We start from the raw sequence: 16,168 nt of genomic DNA, 5'->3' as shown, positions 1-16,168 counted from the left end.
GATCAGGTCCACAGGACGGCGATGAAGATGTTCACCACCGTGAGCAGGCCCACCAGGCCGAAAGCGCCCTTCTCGACCTTCTCGTCGTCCCGCTTCACGTAGACGAGCCCGAGGATCACGATCAGCAGGGCGAGCTTCACGCCGATCTTGATGGTGTTGACGTGGTGGTCGTCGGCCTCGTTGAGACCGACCAGGATCACGCCGGTCGCGAGCATGGTGAACGCGCCGTGCAGCATCCCGGGGACGAACCGGGCCGTGCCCTGGCCCATCGCCTTCATCTGGGTGAGGAAGCCGCCGAGGAGCGCGGCGATGCCGATGATGTGCAGGCCGACGAAGAGATGGATGAGTACGTCCATGGCCCCGGAGCCTAATCAGGGCCCCCGGGGGCACCGGCCACCGGCCCCTCCCCCGGCACCCGGCACCCGGCACCCGGCACCCGGCACCCGGCACCCGGCACCCGGCACCCGGCACCCGGCACCCGCATACATGCACCCCATAGCACCCCGCGTCCCCCATCAGCCCCGGAACCGCCGCTTCGGTCATCCCGCCCCGAGAAGCCGACGACTCCGGACCGGAATCCCGTTCACATACCGTCCGGTAACGATCCAGTCACGCCAATTCCGTGCATCGCGTTACCAAGCCGACACACCCGGGCCTAGCGTCCTCCCCCAGGTGAACGACTCCCCACCGCCGCCCGGGCCAGGGGCGGCAGTCGGACACCACCGCCGAGAAGGTCCGGCGGCGGCCCGCTCCCCCTGTGCGGGCCGCCGCCGGACGCGCAATCCGCACTCCCCGCGGCCGTACGGACGCTCCCCCCGGCGTGCCCACGGACGAGACGGCGGTCGTACGAAAGGACGGGACAGTCCAGGTGGCAGCGCACCGCAAGCCCCGACAGCGCTCGCTCGGCGGCAACACGGCCCGCACGGCCGTAACCCTCGCCCTCGCGGGCGCGGCCACCGCGACGGCCTTCGAAGGGACCGGAAACGCCGAGCCGCAACTGACACCGGCGCAGGTGAAGGCCAAGGTGGACCAGCTGTACCAGGAGGCCGAGGAGGCCACCCAGAAGTACGACGGAGCGAAGGACAGGGCCGACACGGCCCAGCATCGGCTGAAGTCGCTGCAGGACGAGACCGCCCGCGCGCAGGAGAAGCTCAACTCCGCCCGGGACGCGCTCGGTTCCTTCGCGGCCGCGCAGTACCGCGACGGCGGCATCGACCCGGCCTGGCAGCTGGCGCTGTCCAGCGATCCCGACCGGTACCTGGACGACGCGGCGTTCGCCGAGCGGGCCGGTGACCGGCAGGCCGGTGCGGTGGCACGGGTACGGCAACAGCTGCGGGAGATCGAGCAGTTGCAGGGTGCCGCACATGTCGAGCTGACGTCGCTGCGGTCCCGGCAGGCCGAGCTGAAGCGGGAGAAGGCCGCCGTCAACGGCAAACTGGGCGAGGCGCGACAGCTCCTGGACCGGCTGTCACCCCAGCAGCGGTCGGCGGTCGCGGCGGACGACGGCACCCAACGCGCCTCACGCTCCGCGTCGGACGCCCGCGCCCCGCTGACCGCCGGCAGCGTCGCCGCCACCGACTCCCGCGCCGCGGCCGCCATCGCCTACGCCTACTCGAAGCTCGGCAGCCCCTACGTCTGGGGCGCGACCGGCCCCGACGCCTTCGACTGCTCGGGCCTCGCCCAGGCCGCCTACCGCTCCGCCGGCGTCTCCCTCCCCCGCACCACCTACGCCCAGATCAACGCCGGCCGCCGCGTCTCGCGCTCCGAACTCCAGCCGGGCGACCTGGTGTTCTTCTACTCGGGCATCAGCCACGTCGGCATCTACATCGGCAACGGCCAGATGATCCACGCGCCCAACCCGTCGGCGCCGGTACGGATCGCCCCGATCGACGAGATGCCGTTCGCGGGGGCGACGCGGGTCGTCTGAGCGGCCTCACGCGGCCGTCCGGGCGGCCACGGACCGGCAGACCGGGCGGACCGGGCGGGCGCGGGCCTCAGACCAGGCGGCGTGCCGTCGCCCAGCGGGTCAGCTCGTGCCGGTTCGACAGCTGCAGCTTCCGCAGCACCGCCGACACATGGGACTCGACCGTCTTGACGGAGATGAACAGCTGCTTGGCGATCTCCTTGTAGGCGTAGCCGCGGGCGATGAGGCGCAGGACCTCGCGCTCGCGCTGGGTGAGGCGGTCGAGGTCCTCGTCGACCGGCGGGGCGTCGGTGGAGGCGAAGGCGTCCAGGACGAACCCGGCGAGCCGCGGCGAGAAGACGGCGTCGCCCTCCTGGACCCGGAAGATCGAGTCGACCAGGTCGGTGCCGGTGATCGTCTTGGTGACGTAGCCCCGGGCGCCGCCCCGGATCACGCCGATCACGTCCTCGGCCGCGTCCGACACGGACAGCGCGAGGAAACGCACCGGCTGCTCGGGGTCCGCCATCAACGGGGCACACCGGCGCAGCACCTCGACCCCGCCGCCGCCCGGCAGGTGCACGTCCAGGAGGACCACCTCGGGCCGGGTCGCGGTGATCACCGAGACCGCCTGGTCGACGTCGGCCGCCTCGCCGACCACCTCGACGCCGGTCTGCTCGGTCTGGCCGATCTCGGCCTGGACGCCCGTCCGGAACATCCGGTGGTCGTCGACGAGGACCACCCGCACCCGACGCCCGGCCTTCTCCGCGCCTTCCGCCGGGCCGTTCGCCTCGGTCGCGTCGCTCATGACGTCTTCTCCGCCCTCTCCATCTCCAGCTCGACCTCCGTGCCGCCGCCCGGCACGGACCGCAGCCGTGCGGTGCCCCCGTGACGTTCCATGCGGCCGATGACCGATTCTCTGACACCCATCCGGTCGGCGGGTATCGAGTCGAGGTCGAAGCCGGGACCGCGGTCGCGGACGGACACGAAGACCGTCCTGCCCTCGACTTCGGCGTAGACCTGGACGGCGCCGCCCTCGCCACCGTACTTGGCCGCGTTGACCATCGCCTCGCGCGCGGCCTGCATCTGCGCGCCCGTCCGCTCGTCGAGCGGGCAGTCCCCGACCACGACGACTTCGATGGGGACGCCGTGCTTGTCCTCCACCTCGGCCGCGTTGCGCCGGACGGCCTCGGCGAGGGTGGCGGGTTCGTCGGCCTCGTCCTTGCCGGTGCCCTCGGGCTTGTAGAGCCAGGTGCGCAGGTCGCGCTCCTGGGCGCGGGCGAGGCGGCGTACCTCGCCCGCGTTCTCCGCGTTGCGCTGGATCAGGGTGAGGGTGTGCAGCACGGAGTCGTGGACATGGGCGGCGACCTCGGCGCGCTCCTGGGCCCGGATGCGCATCAGCCGCTCCTCGGAGAGGTCCTGGGTCATCCGGACCAGATACGGACCGGCGAGCAGCGTGATGCCGACGAGCACGGCGAGGGCCGCCTGGAGCACCGCGCCGATGTGCGCGGCGGAGCCCTGCATGACGAAGACGCCCGAGACGCCCGCGGTGACGAGCAGGACGCCGACGCCCGCGCGCAGCAGGCTGAGCGTACGGCGCCGGCTGCCGACCTCGACCCAGCGGGCCCGGCGGGCGTTGTCCGCCTGGCGCCAGACCAGGGCGACACCGGCGGCGACCAGGACCGCGGGAAGGAGATAGGCCTTGGCGCCCCTGGTCAGGTTGACACTGCCCACGAACACCACGGACACGACGACCATGAGGAGCAGGGCGACGATCTGGCCCTTGTCGGGCTTGCGCGCGACGAGTCGGCGACGGCCGTCCGCCGAGGTCTCGGTGGCGACCAGGGACGGCGGCTTCTGTCCGCCGACCCCGCCGACGCCGAGCGGCACGAAGAACCAGAACGCGGCGTACAGCAGCGCGCCGAGGCCGTTGGCCATGAACAGGCCGACGAAGACCAGCCGCACCCAGACGACAGGCAGGCCGAGATGCCCGGCGAGGCCCCGCGCCACTCCGCCGAGCCAGCGGCCGTCGCTGCTGCGGTAGAGCTTGCGCGGCGGCCGCGGGTCGTCGAGGGGCACTGCTGCGGCTTCCGGCATGCCATCGATGTTCACACGCCCGCAGGTGCGGAGCATCAGGGTCGACCCCCGAGACTCCCCTGATCTTCGGATTTCCTCCGGTTCCGGGGCGCCGCGGCGCCGTTCGAACGCTTCCCGGCCCGGACTCGGGGCCGATTTCAGGGTTCGGCCAGGGTCATCCCGACTGCCGCTGCGGCCGCACGGCCGTCACCATTGACTCATGACTGATCACGAGCACGCCGCGACGGGTCCGGGACCCGGCCCCGGCCCGCGGCCCGCTGCGGGCACCGGGCCGTCGGATGCCGCGCCCGCCGCGGCGCAGACGGCCGCGACGGGGGCCGACGCCACCGGCACCGGCGCGGAAGCCGTCGGCGCGGCCTCCCCCCGGTTCCGGCGCGACCGCCGGCACAAGATGATCGCGGGCGTGTGCGCGGGGCTCGGGCGCCACACCGACCTGGACCCGGTGATCTTCCGCATCACCTTGGCCGTGCTGGCCGCGACCGGCGGCATCGGTCTTCTCTTCTACGGCTTCGCCTGGCTCTTCGTGCCGTACGAGGACGACGAGGAGAACGAGGTCCGCAAGCTGCTGACCGGCCGGGTCGACGGGCAGGCCCTGGCGGCCGTGCTGTTCGCGCTGGTCGGCTGCGGAGTGCTGCTGACGATGGTCAGGAACGGCCAGGTGCTGGCGTTCGCCGTCGTCCTCTCCCTGCTGCTGGCCGGCGCCGGGTACTGGTCGCGGCAGCGCGGCGCCCCCGACCCCGACCCGCTGTCCGCCCAGGCCGTCGCCGACGCCCCGCCGGAGGCCCAGGCACCGCCGATCCCGATCTCCTACCCCTCGTGGTGGCGGGACCCGATCGTCAAGGACGGCACGCATGTCGGGGGCACCGGCTACCTGTGGGGCCCGGCCGACGTCCGCGGCCGGGAGGCCCCGGGGCTGGACTTCCGGCTGAACACCCCGTGGGTCCACGGCCAGGACGTCCGGGCCCGGCAGAGCCCACCTCCGAAGCCGCGCGGACCGCGCTGGATCGGCGGCTGGATCTTCCTGTTCGCTCTGGTGGCGGGCAGCCTGGGCACGGGTCTGACGTGGGACACGCACCCGCTGGGCACCAGCCTCCAGACCGGCCTGGCCTGCGCGCTGATCGTGTTCGGGCTGGGGACGGCGCTCAGCTCGTTCCTCGGGCGCACGGGAGCCGGCTCGCTCTTCCTGGCCCTGCTCACGGCGGCCCTGCTGGCGGTCGCGACGGCCCTTCCGTCCGACATCAGCACCCACTGGACGCGGGCGTCCTGGACGCCCGCCACCGCGGCGGAGGTGTCGTCGGCGTACGACCTCGGGACGGGCGTGGCCACCCTGGACCTGTCCCTCATACGCGTCGCCCACGGGCGGACGGTGTCGACGTCGGCCGAGGTGGGCGCGGGCCAGCTGAAGATCGTCGTACCGGCGGACGTGACCGTGCGGATGAGCATCGACGTGGGGGTGGGCGACATCCAATTGCCCGGTGACGACAAGAAGGACGTGGACGTGGAACCGGGCAGGCACAAGGACGTGACGCTGCCGCCGGCGAGCGGCGCGAAGAACGCGGGGACGCTCGACCTGGACCTCCAGGTCGGCGCGGGACAGGTGGAGGTGACCCGTGCTGCGGCATGAGTTCCAGCCCGGACGGCTGGTCGTCGGTGTCTTCCTGACGGCAGCGGGGATCGCCTACGCCGGTGACGCGGGCGGCTGGTGGGACACCGAGTGGTTCGCGGTCATCCCCGTGACGGTGGTCGGCCTCTTCCTGGCAGGGGTGACCGCGGCGCTGACCCGGGCGATACGCAGGCGCCGCGGCACACCGGAGGGCTAGGAGCCGATCAGGAGCCTGCTAGAGGCCCAGCGAAGCCCGTGCGGAGCGGTGTCGGCGTCGGGCGCGGAGCACCGCGTCCAGAGAGAGGTAGGGGGCGCCGGCGAGCACCAGGGGCAGCCAGGCCATCAGGTAGGCGAGGTCGTTGCCGTAGTAGTACGGGGAGTTGGCCCAGCTCACGGTCAGCCAGAGGCTGAGCGAGATCAGGGCGCCGCCGAGCGCGGCCAGCCGGGCCAGCAGGCCGAAGAGGGTGCCGAGGCCGACGGCCAGCTCACCGAACGCGATCGCGGTGCCGAAGCCGACGGGGTTCTTCAGGGCCAGGTCGACCAGGGCCGGGATCGCGGCGGAGTCACGGACGGCGCGCATGGTGTCGCCGATGGACCCGGAGCCGCCGGATTTGAGGAAGGCGCTGTCGGTCAGTTTGTCCAGGCCGGCGTAGATGAAGGTGACGCCCAGGAAGACCCGCAAGGGAAGGAGGGCGTATCGGGTGGCGGTCTCCCGCAGTCCGCGGTCGCCGTCGAGATACGGAGTTTGCGTGTCCGAACGAATGCCGTGAGTCATCGCCAGTAGCCGCCTCTCGCCGCTGTACCCGGGCCCCTCAACAGACGATACGTACGACAACCGCGGCCGTCTCAACCCTCTCCCGGACGTTTTTCCGAATTTCGGCCGGACCGTGACACCCGGGAGAGTGGAGAAAGGTGGGCAAGAAGGGTCGGGTGCCGGGCTCGGCCGTTTCTGCTCCGCCCCTCACCGGCCGGCGCTCTCACTCCGTCACCTCGACCACGCACCGGTTGGTCGCCACTCCGGCCGCCGTCACCACCTGGACCTCGACGGAGCCGGGCTCCACGTCGGCCGGGACGGGGACGGTGAGGACGTGGTCCGTGGGGTTGCTGAAGCCGCCGGTGACCGGGACCAGGGGGACGTGGACGTTGACGGCGCCGATGCGGACCACCATGCGGGAGAGGCGGTCGGCGGTCTGGGCGCCGGGCGGGACGAAGCCGGTGCCGCGGATCTCGATGTCGTCACCGGTGCGGATCGGGGCGTCCAGGTCACCGGCCTCGCGGGCGCGGACGACGGAGAGGATCACCGGGCGGCCGCCCTCGGCGTACTTGCCGGCCAGGTAGGTCGCGGCGGAGATCAGGACCACCGTCGCGAGGCCCCAGGGCAGGTCGGGGAGCTGGTCGGGGCGGCGGGCGAGCCGTACGGCGGCGAAGAGCAGGGCGACGGCGCTGATGACGACGTACTGGATGTCGGCGAAGGTGCCGCGGCCGGCGTCGTCGGTGAGCAGGTCGGCGGCGCGGGGGCGGTGGGCGCGCACCTTCTGCAGGCGCTGGCCGGCGATGCGCAGGCCGACCACCCGGCGTACCAGCACGGCGATGGCGCAGACCACGGCGAGGACGGTGACCGCGCCGGCGCCGCGGGCGAGGTCGAGGCCGGAGATGAGGGCGTCGCGGTCGGCGGGAGAGGAGGCGGCGGCCAGGCGCCCGGCCAGGACGAGGACGGCGTAGGCGACGAAGAGCACCCAGGAGGCGGCGACGGTGCGGGAGGTGGACATGCGGTTGTCCTCGCCGATGACGGGGGCGAGCACCCCACCGCGCGAGCGGTGGAACCAGGAGGCGGCGGTGAGGGCGAGGGCCACGAGCAGGGCGGCGAGCAGCCCGGCGGTGCGGGCGCTGGTCCAGCCCGCACCGACGGCGGTGAGGGCCTGGGTGAGAAGCATGATCACGACGGCGGCCCAGACGGTGCACGCGGTGCGCAGCCACAGGCGGGCGAGCCAGGCCTCGCCCTCGGCGCGGCCGCGTTCGGCGACCACCTCGGCGGACTGGGTGAGTTCCTCGGAGACCCACTGGCGGGAGGCGGAGGCCGAGTGGGCCACCGCCGCGGGCAGCCCGTGCCCGGCCGCGAACTCCTCCCGCTTGAGGAGGAATTCGGCGACCGCCCGCCGGTGTCCCTCGCGTGCCCCGTGCGGACAGTCCCCGCACGCGCAGCCGCCCCCGTGGACACCCGTACCGGCGCCCTGCCTCGCCTCCTGCACCGCCACGCCCGACGCCCGCCTTCCCCACGCCCGGGGCGCGACGCGCAGGGCCCTCCCCGGGGCCGGACGCCGTCGCGCAACTCCCTTGTGTCGAGAGCGAATTGTGCCCTACGCCACGCCGTTCGCGTTCAGTGGGCCGGTCACGACGGGTGAAGATACGGCAGACGTGTTGACCCGGCTGCGAGAATTTCCCCATGGCCGAGATCATCCAGCGGGACGGGACCTGGGCCTTCGACGGCAGCACGGTCCGGATCACGCCGGGACGCCATCGGTCCGTGCCGCTGTTCCGGCAGACCTACGGGGAGATCGCCGTACCCCTGGAGGCGGTGGCGGGGGTGGTGTACGAGCCGGAGCGCAGGCGGGGGCGGTTGAGGATGCGGCTGCGCGAGGGGTCGGACCCGTTGCTGCAGGCGACGGGCGGGCGGTTGCCGGAGGCGGCGGATCCGTATCGGCTGGCGGTGGACGGGGACCGGTCGGGGGTGGCCGAGTACGTCGTGGCGGAGATCCGGCAGTCGCTGCTGCTGGACCAGGTCCCGAAGGAGCCGGCGAGGACCTACCTGCTGCCGGGGCCGCCGGTGCCGGTGTCGGTGCGGTCCTCGGACGGCACCGTGTCGTTCGACGGTACGCAGGTGCGCATCGACTGGGCCGACACCTCCGACCGGGTCAAGCGGGCCACCGGGCCCCGGATCATCGGCGTCGGCGATCTGGTGCAGGTGGAATGGCTGCCCAACTCCGGCTACGAGGACGGCTTCCTGCGGTTCGTGACCCGGGAGACGGTGTTCTCGAAGCTGCCGGCCGAGCGCGACCCGTACGCCCTCGACCTGTGGGGCAGTGTCCGCCGCGACCTGCTGACGGCGCTGGTGGCGGCGGCGGTCACGGCCCGGCTGCCGCATCCGTCGACCCGGCCGGGCGCGGAGTGCGCCGACCGGCCCCCGGCGCCCGTGCCGCGCCAGCCGGCCGACCACCACGACGTCCTGCTGCGCAGGCTGCGGGAGCTGGGCGCACTGCACCGCGACGGGGTGCTCACGGACGAGGAGTTCGCGCTGACGAAGGCAGCCGTACTGCGGAGCTTCTGAGCCGACGGCTGGGCAGCGCCCTGAAGTGGCGCTGGGGGTACCCCCCCGGCCGAAGGCCGGGGGAGGAACTGCGCGACCAGCCACGACGGCGCCGCAGACGCCAGACGACAGACCGCGGCGCTTCCAGCGAAGCGCCTTGCGGAGCACCTTGCGGAGCGCCTAGCTGAGCAGGTCCGGTTCGCTGCGGCTGATGTCCTGCCACAGGGGCTGGTAGTTGATCCAGGCCACCAGGTCGCCGCCGAGCTGTTCCCGGGTGGCGACGGCGAGCTTGTGGTCGATCAGCAGCGGCCGGCCGGCCGCCTTCGCGGTCAGCTGGACCTGCGCGGACTTCTCCATGGACAGGAACCACCAGGCCGCCGCGTCCACCGAGTCGCCGACGGTCAGCAGCCCGTGGTTGCGCAGCACCAGCGCCTTGCGGGAACCGAGGGCGGCGGCGATCCGGCGGCCCTCCTCTGCGTCCACGGCGACGCCGGTGTAGGCATCGTAGAGAGCGTGGTCCTCGTAGAAGGCGCAGCTCTCCTGGCTGATCGGATCGAGCAGGTCGCCTAGGGCGGACAGGGCGCGGCCGTGCACGGAGTGGCAGTGGGCGACGGCGACGACGTCCGGGCGCGCCGCGTGCACCTGGGCGTGGACGGTGAAGGCGGCCTGGTTGACGTGGTAGCGGCCCTCGATCACCTGGCCGTCCTGGTTGGCCAGGACGAGGTCGCCGACGGTGACGTGCTTGAACGGCATGCCGAACGGGTTGACCCAGAAGCAGTTCGAGTACTCGGGGTCGCGGGCGGTGATGTGCCCCGACACCCCGTCCTCCAGTCCGGCCCGGCCGAAGATCCGCAGCGCTCCGGCGAGCCGCTCCTTGCGGTGCCGGCGCTCGTCGTCGAGCGAGTCGTACATCGGCGGCATCGCGAACTGCAGCTGATCGGTGGGCAGCGGCAGGGGCGGGGTCGGCCCGTGCATAGGTCCTCCAGCACTGGGTTTGTGTTACGGCCGGAAGTTACCGCCGGTCAGCGCAGGAAAACAGAGCTGTTCTGTAAAGATGACGCGCGCGAGCAGATCGCGACAGAAGATGTCGGGAATCGACAGCCGGGTGGCTCGTCCGAGACACGTCGAAGAGGTGGCACCGCCGGAGCGGTACCACCTCTTCTCGGGGCCTCTTACCGGGCCTACTCCCACTCGATGGTGCCCGGCGGCTTGGAGGTGACGTCGAGGACGACCCGGTTGACGTCACGGACCTCGTTGGTGATCCGGGTGGAGATCTTCGCGAGGACGTCGTACGGCAGGCGGGACCAGTCGGCCGTCATGGCGTCCTCGGAGGAGACCGGGCGCAGCACGATCGGGTGGCCGTAGGTGCGGCCGTCGCCCTGGACGCCGACGCTGCGGACGTCCGCGAGCAGGACCACCGGGCACTGCCAGATGTCGCGGTCGAGGCCGGCCGCGGTCAGCTCCTCGCGAGCGATCGCGTCGGCCTCGCGGAGCAGGTCCAGCCGCTCCTTGGTGACCTCGCCGACGATCCGGATGCCGAGGCCCGGACCCGGGAACGGCTGGCGCTGGACGATCTCCTCCGGTAGGCCGAGCTCCTGGCCGACCATCCGGACCTCGTCCTTGAAGAGCTTACGGAGCGGCTCGATCAGCTTGAACTCGAGGTCTTCCGGCAGACCGCCGACGTTGTGGTGCGACTTGATGTTCGCGGTGCCGGTACCGCCGCCGGACTCCACGACGTCCGGGTAGAGGGTGCCCTGGACCAGGAATTCCACGGCCGGGCCGGCGTCGGCGATGATCTCGGCCTGGGCCTGCTCGAAGACCCGGATGAACTCGCGGCCGATGATCTTCCGCTTCTGCTCCGGGTCGGAGACGCCGGCGAGGGCGTCCAGGAAGCGGGCCTCCGCGTCGACGACCTTCAGCTGGACGCCGGTCGCGGCGACGAAGTCCTTCTCGACCTGCTCGGTCTCGCCCTTGCGCATCAGGCCGTGGTCGACGTACACGCAGGTCAGCTGGGAGCCGATGGCCTTCTGGACGAGGGCGGCGGCCACGGCGGAGTCGACGCCGCCGGACAGACCGCAGATGGCACGCCTGTCGCCGACCAGCTCACGGATCGCGGCGACCTGCTCGTCGATGACGTTCCCGGTGGTCCAGGTCGGCTTGAGGCCCGCCCCCCGGTACAGGAAGTGCTCCAGGACCTGCTGGCCGTGCGTGGAGTGCATGACCTCGGGGTGGTACTGGACGCCGTAGAGCTTCCGCTCGTCGTTCTCGAAGGCCGCGACCGGGACGACGTCCGTGGACGCGGTGACGGTGAAGCCCTCCGGGGCGGCGGAGCAGGCGTCGCCGTGCGACATCCACACGTGCTGCTCGGCGGGGGTGCCCTCGAACAGGGTGGAGGCCGTCTTGGAGACGTGCAGGTCGGTACGGCCGTACTCGCGGGCGCCGGTGTTGTCGACGGTGCCGCCGAGGACCTGCGCCATCAGCTGGAAGCCGTAGCACATGCCGAAGACGGGGACGCCGGCCTCGAAGAGCTCGCGGTCCAGGCGGGGGGCGCCCTCCTCGTACACGGACGAGGGGCCGCCGGAGAGGATGATCGCCGCCGGGTTCTTGGCGAGCATCTCGGCGACCGGCATGGTGCTGGGCACGATCTCGCTGTAGACCCGGGCCTCGCGGACGCGGCGGGCGATGAGCTGGGCGTACTGCGCGCCGAAGTCGACGACCAGGACGGTGTCGGGAGCGGCGGCAGCGGGAGTCGCTGATGACACGGGGTGCCTTCCGGCGGTCGGGCGGGGGTCTGTGGTTACCGATTCTAACGGGGTGGGCGCGGGACACCTCTCCGTACTCCTGTGGCATACTCCCCCCATGCTCACCCAGACGACCTTCCTCTTTACCTATGGCAACCGGCCCACCGGCTGCCATGGTCGTGCTGCTTGAGCAACTGACAAGCGACTTCCCCAGGCGCCCCGGGCCGACAAGGTCCGGGGCGCCTGGTGTTTCTCCGGATCCGGTCGCTCCGGGGCACCGCACCCCTTCCGGCAAGGACAGACGAGGAGCCCCCATGAACGCGATCGACGTGACCGGTGCCCGCACCCACGAGGCCGCCGAGGTGATCACCGGCGCGCGGGAGCGCATCGACGCGCTCGACGACCGGATCATCGGTCTGATCCAGGAACGGATGGCCGTCTCCGCCGTCGTCCAGGAGGCCCGGATCGCCTCCGGCGGCCGCCGGGTGAACCTCTCCCGGGAGATGGAGATCCTCGGCCACTACAGCGCGGCACTCGGCAGGCCCGGCACGGCGCTGGCCATGACCCTCCTGGAACTGTGCCGGGGTCGCATCTGAGTCGGGCGGATCTGAGTTCGGGGCTCTTCTCACCCGTACGGCGCGTGACCGGCCCGCGGGCCGCTTCGTTGGTGGGGTGTCCGTGTCAGCCAGGGGCGGGCCCGAAAGAACCACGCGTGGCTTCGCTGGGGCGATGAGGTGCACGGGACGTACCGTGCGCCGTGGGACCTCGCTCCAGTCAAGTGACCGGACGGCAGGGGACAGCAGCCCGGTCACCCAAGAGACGGCCGGCTCCGGGGACGCCCGGGGCCGACCGGCGGAAAATTGCAAAAATGCACAAGGGCTGGGTCAAACGGTTGCGGAGGCCGCGTACATCCAGCACGATGCGTAGAAGGCCCGCAAGGTCTTCGGAGTTCCCAAGTCCCAGTTCAGGCAACGGAATTGCCGTGTACCGACCGTCCGCCAAAGGTCGAGACCTGCCGTACGCCCCGAGCGCGCCGGGGCGCCGACCCGGGGCACGGACGGCGGTACAGGGCACAGAGACCAGCGGCGCAACCCCCCGGCGCCGCTCCCAGGCACCGACGCTGCCCTGACGTCGGTGCTGACGAAAGAAGGGCCCCGCGGCTCCGTCCCGCGGGGCCCTTCGCCTGCGCGCAGCAGACGCGCAGCAGACGCGGAGAACTACGTCCGGCTGACCGTGCCGCAGGCCTCCTCCTTGCCGATGTCGCGGCTGCGGTCGTAGGGATCGACGGACGGCCCGGTCGGGGCGGCGCCGCCGGTCGGCGTCTGGGTCGGGAACTGCGGGTGCAGGTAGCCGTCGTTGATGCCGCAGGCCGAGTTGCCGGCGTCCTCGTCGTAGCGCAGGAGGGTCAGGCGGCCGGCGGTGACCTGGTATCGCGCGGGGTCGGGGAGTTCGGTGTCGATGACGCGGCGCACGATCGTGCGGGTGACCTCGGTGGAGCCGTCGGCGGAGGCGTCGGCGCGGACGACCGGATAGACGAAGGTGTAGTCGGCGTGCACGGCCACGCCCTGGTACTTGCCCTTCGCGAAGGTGATCCGGCCACGCACCTTGACGGTCTTCCCGGCCGGCTTCACGTCCTTCGGGTCGAAGCGGCTGAAGAGGAACAGCGGGTCGTGGGTCTTGCTGGGGCTGCGCAGCGAGGTGTTGAGGTTGTCGAGCACGTCGGGCTGCTTGGGGTCGAGCACCGAGAGGGCGGCCGCGGGACGGCCGCCGGCCAGCACGTCGGGGTTCAGGTTGGCGTCCACCAGCAGCTTCCTGGTCTGCTGGAGGGCCAGTTCGACGCGGTCCTTCGGGACGGCACCGACCGCGGTGGCCTTCGGCAGCACGATGCCGGCCGCGCCGTCGGCCCAGCGGAGCGCCGGGGAACCGGCGAACGGGTGGGCGAGCGTGGGGGTGTCGGAGGCGACCGCGGAGGGCGGGGCGGTCGGGGTGGTGCTCTCGTCGGGCAGCGGCGTGGTCGCGGTGTCCGTGCCGGCGGACGAGCCGAAGGGATCGCCCGGAATCAGGGACGGTCGCATCGCCACGACGGCGACGGCGATCGCCAGCGGAACGCCGATGACCGCCCAGGCCCTGCGGCGCCGGGCGGCCCGCCCGTTCTGCTCCTGCCAGACGGGCCCGGTCCGCCATCCCTCGGGCTGCCCCTGCTGCCCCTTGAGCCGCTCGGTCACCTCACGGGCCCGGGCGGAGGGCTCCTTGGGGGCGGACTTGCGGATGTCCCGTTCACTGTCGCGGAGGAACTGCTCCCACACCTCGTCGGATATGGAGGACGACGGCTCGTCCCCCGACGATTCTTCGGACCGTCTGTCAGACATGACACTCTCTCGCTCGGCCGTTCGACGGGGGCGAGAATAACCTTGGAATCGGCTGTGTCCATGCCATCCGGCGATCCAGCGATCCGACAGCCGGAGTGACTCACATCACATGCAGGTTCTGTGAATGCGGAGGCAACCATTCACAGGACTCACCGGTCACATCTGCGGAACCAGCGGTGACATCCGATGAGGCTTTGCCGGGTCACGGCCGCGATCTAAGAGGGACCTGGGCTCGGAGGGGGGCACAGGTCCCTCTTCGTTGTCCGGCCGCCTCTCCGCTCTACTTCTTCGGCGGTACGGCCGGGATCGAGAGGAACGGCAGCCGCAGCGCGCCGAAGGCCTCGGCCGGGACCGCCGGGCGGTGCGGCTCGACCGCCCGCAGGCGCCGGTACGGCTCGCCCTGCCGCGGCCGCGGGTCCGCCTCGCCCTTGTTGGGCCAGTACGACATCGCGCGCTCGGCCTGTGCCGTGATGGTGAGGGACGGGTTCACCCCCAGGTTCGCGGAGACGGCGGCGCCGTCCACGACCGAGATGCCCGGGTGGCCGTAGAGGCGGTGGTACGGGTCGATGACCCCGGTCTCGCGGGAGTCGCCGATCGGGCAGCCGCCGAGGAAGTGGGCGGTGAGCGGGGTGCCCATCAGCTCGCCGACGTTGCTGCCGGCGAACCCGTTGATCTCGGCCGCGAGCGTACTGGCCGCCTCCGAAGCGGCCCTGATCTGCTTGGGGTTGGGGGCGCCGTGGCCCTGCCGGGCGGTGAGCAGGCCCTTGCCGACGCCGTCCGGTTTCAGGTACGTCGTCAGGGAGTTGTCCAGCGACTGCATGACCAGGCCGATGATGGTCCGCTCCGACCAGCGCCGGTTGGAGAGCGAACGCAGCACCAGGAGGGGGTGGCGGGCCGCGTTCGCGAGCCAGCCGCGTACGCGGGAGGAGCCTTCCGCGTACGGCACCTGGAGGATCGACAGGCCGCCCATCGCGTTGGAGCCCTTGCCGTAGCGGACCGGCTCGATGTGGGTGTTCTCGTCCGGGTGGATGGACGAGGTGATCGCGACGCCCTTGGTGAAGTCGGCCTTCGGGGTGCCGTGTGCCTTGCGGTAGCGCCGGTCGTCGGTCTGGGCGCCGACCAGGGCCTCGGAGTTGGTACGGGTGAGGTCTCCGAGGCGGTCGGAGAGGTACGGCAGCCGGCCGCCGGCCTTCATGCGGTGCAGGAGGGTCTGGGTGCCGTAGGTGCCGGCGGCGATGACGACCCGGCGGGCCTTGAAGATCCGGCCCTCCGCCTTCCTGTCGTCGGTGGGGAGGGTGGCGATCGCGTAGCCGCCCCGGGAGTCGTCGGTGACGGAGACGACCGTCGTCATCGGGTGCACCTCCGCCCCCGCCTTCTCGGCGAGGTGGAGGTAGTTCTCGTTGAGGGTGTTCTTCGCGCCGTGCCGGCAGCCGGTCATGCACTCGCCGCACTCGGTGCAGGCGTTGCGGGCGGGGCCGGCGCCGCCGAAGTAGGGGTCGGCGACCTGGTCGCCGGGCGCCGCCTTCGCCTCGCCGTCGGCGTCCTTGCCGTCGCCGAAGAAGACGCCGACGGGGGCGAGGTGGAAGGTGTCGCCGACGCCCATCTTCTCCGCCGCCGCCTTCAGGTGGACGTCGGACGGGGTCATCGTCGGGTTGAGCCGTACGCCGAGCATGCGCTGGGCCTGGTCGTAGTACGGCTTCAGTTCCTCCTGCCAGTCCGTGATGTCGCGCCACTGGGGGTCGTCGAAGAAGGGCTTCGGCGGGACGTAGAGGGTGTTGGCGTAGTTGAGCGAGCCGCCGCCGACGCCTGCGCCGGCAAGGACCATGACGTTGCCGAGGAGGTGGATGCGCTGGATGCCGTAGCAGCCGAGCTGCGGGGCCCAGAGGTAGTTCTTGATGTCCCAGGAGTTCTTGGGGAGCGTTTCGCGGGTGAAGCGGCGGCCCGCCTCAAGAACGCCGACTCGGTAACCCTTCTCGGTGAGGCGCAGGGCGGACACGGAGCCGCCGAATCCTGAACCGACGACTATGACGTCGTAGTCGTAGGCATCCTGGGGCACGATTTCTCCTCTTTGAGCGTACGTGCGGGTAGTACGTGGTTGCTCGCACAGTTCCTCCCCCGGCCTTCGGCCGGGGGTACCCCCAGCGCCCCTGAAGG

At 71.8% G+C, this 16,168-nt stretch carries 14 protein-coding genes; 5 read left to right on the top strand and 9 right to left on the bottom strand.

Annotation, left to right across the window (positions count from 1 at the left end):
* Positions 1 to 2: 2 nt before the first annotated feature.
* Positions 3 to 356 carry a hypothetical protein gene (locus ACZ4UV_RS16145; protein ID WP_362592005.1) on the bottom strand — a complete coding sequence of 118 codons (354 nt, stop codon included), beginning with the start codon at positions 354 to 356 and terminating at the stop codon, positions 3 to 5.
* A gap of 512 nt (positions 357 to 868) precedes the next feature.
* Here ACZ4UV_RS16145 and ACZ4UV_RS16140 point away from each other — a divergent pair.
* Positions 869 to 1,927 (top strand): C40 family peptidase, encoded by a 1,059-nt coding sequence (locus tag ACZ4UV_RS16140; RefSeq protein WP_451020123.1) that lies wholly within the window; start codon positions 869 to 871, stop codon positions 1,925 to 1,927.
* A gap of 67 nt (positions 1,928 to 1,994) precedes the next feature.
* On the opposite strand, the gene ACZ4UV_RS16135 is transcribed toward ACZ4UV_RS16140, so the two are convergent.
* On the bottom strand, positions 1,995 to 2,708 hold the full coding sequence (locus tag ACZ4UV_RS16135; protein ID WP_467838469.1) for a LuxR C-terminal-related transcriptional regulator: 714 nt from the start codon (positions 2,706 to 2,708) through the stop codon (positions 1,995 to 1,997).
* A complete protein-coding gene (locus ACZ4UV_RS16130; protein WP_451020124.1) occupies positions 2,705 to 3,997 on the bottom strand; it encodes an ATP-binding protein in 1,293 nt (430 codons plus the stop codon). The genes ACZ4UV_RS16135 and ACZ4UV_RS16130 overlap by 4 nt, the downstream gene beginning before the upstream one ends.
* Before the next feature lie 199 nt (positions 3,998 to 4,196).
* Here ACZ4UV_RS16130 and ACZ4UV_RS16125 point away from each other — a divergent pair, with 199 nt between their 5' ends.
* Both ACZ4UV_RS16125 and ACZ4UV_RS16120 read left to right on the top strand, forming a co-directional pair.
* On the top strand, positions 4,197 to 5,621 hold the full coding sequence (locus ACZ4UV_RS16125) for a PspC domain-containing protein (protein ID WP_467838465.1): 1,425 nt from the start codon (positions 4,197 to 4,199) through the stop codon (positions 5,619 to 5,621).
* Positions 5,608 to 5,817, top strand: coding sequence for a hypothetical protein (locus tag ACZ4UV_RS16120; protein WP_390044104.1), 210 nt, complete (start codon positions 5,608 to 5,610; stop codon positions 5,815 to 5,817). Before ACZ4UV_RS16125 ends, ACZ4UV_RS16120 begins: the two co-directional genes overlap by 14 nt.
* A gap of 18 nt (positions 5,818 to 5,835) precedes the next feature.
* Here ACZ4UV_RS16120 and ACZ4UV_RS16115 read toward each other — a convergent pair whose 3' ends face one another.
* Positions 5,836 to 6,375, bottom strand: a complete 540-nt coding sequence (locus tag ACZ4UV_RS16115) for a DoxX family protein (RefSeq protein ID WP_451020125.1) — start codon at positions 6,373 to 6,375, stop codon at positions 5,836 to 5,838.
* Positions 6,376 to 6,577: 202 nt separating this feature from the next.
* Positions 6,578 to 7,855 carry a hypothetical protein gene (locus ACZ4UV_RS16110; protein ID WP_451020126.1) on the bottom strand — a complete coding sequence of 426 codons (1,278 nt, stop codon included), beginning with the start codon at positions 7,853 to 7,855 and terminating at the stop codon, positions 6,578 to 6,580.
* Positions 7,856 to 8,043: 188 nt separating this feature from the next.
* On the opposite strand from ACZ4UV_RS16110, the gene ACZ4UV_RS16105 reads away from it, so the two are divergent.
* Positions 8,044 to 8,925, top strand: coding sequence for a DUF4429 domain-containing protein (locus ACZ4UV_RS16105; protein ID WP_467838460.1), 882 nt, complete (start codon positions 8,044 to 8,046; stop codon positions 8,923 to 8,925).
* 159 nt (positions 8,926 to 9,084) lie between these two features.
* On the opposite strand, the gene ACZ4UV_RS16100 is transcribed toward ACZ4UV_RS16105, so the two are convergent.
* Positions 9,085 to 9,879 (bottom strand): class II aldolase/adducin family protein, encoded by a 795-nt coding sequence (locus tag ACZ4UV_RS16100; protein ID WP_351491326.1) that lies wholly within the window; start codon positions 9,877 to 9,879, stop codon positions 9,085 to 9,087.
* Between the two features lie 206 nt (positions 9,880 to 10,085).
* Positions 10,086 to 11,666, bottom strand: a complete 1,581-nt coding sequence (gene guaA / locus ACZ4UV_RS16095) for a glutamine-hydrolyzing GMP synthase (protein WP_390044098.1) — start codon at positions 11,664 to 11,666, stop codon at positions 10,086 to 10,088.
* Positions 11,667 to 11,959: 293 nt separating this feature from the next.
* Here guaA and ACZ4UV_RS16090 point away from each other — a divergent pair, with 293 nt between their 5' ends.
* The gene (locus tag ACZ4UV_RS16090; RefSeq protein WP_351491322.1) at positions 11,960 to 12,241 is read left to right on the top strand and encodes a chorismate mutase; all 282 of its coding nucleotides are present in this window, start codon (positions 11,960 to 11,962) and stop codon (positions 12,239 to 12,241) included.
* A 621-nt stretch (positions 12,242 to 12,862) separates the two neighbouring features.
* On the opposite strand, the gene ACZ4UV_RS16085 is transcribed toward ACZ4UV_RS16090, so the two are convergent.
* Together ACZ4UV_RS16085 and ACZ4UV_RS16080 are read right to left on the bottom strand one after the other, a co-directional pair.
* Positions 12,863 to 14,014, bottom strand: a complete 1,152-nt coding sequence (locus ACZ4UV_RS16085) for a hypothetical protein (RefSeq protein WP_467838454.1) — start codon at positions 14,012 to 14,014, stop codon at positions 12,863 to 12,865.
* 280 nt (positions 14,015 to 14,294) lie between these two features.
* Positions 14,295 to 16,070, bottom strand: coding sequence for a GMC family oxidoreductase N-terminal domain-containing protein (locus ACZ4UV_RS16080; protein WP_467838451.1), 1,776 nt, complete (start codon positions 16,068 to 16,070; stop codon positions 14,295 to 14,297).
* Positions 16,071 to 16,168: the final 98 nt, after the last annotated feature.

Source organism: Streptomyces sp. NPDC028289 (assembly GCF_055565975.1).
The sequence above is the reverse complement of the archived record's forward strand: the minus strand, read 5'-3'. Positions and strand labels throughout refer to the sequence as shown.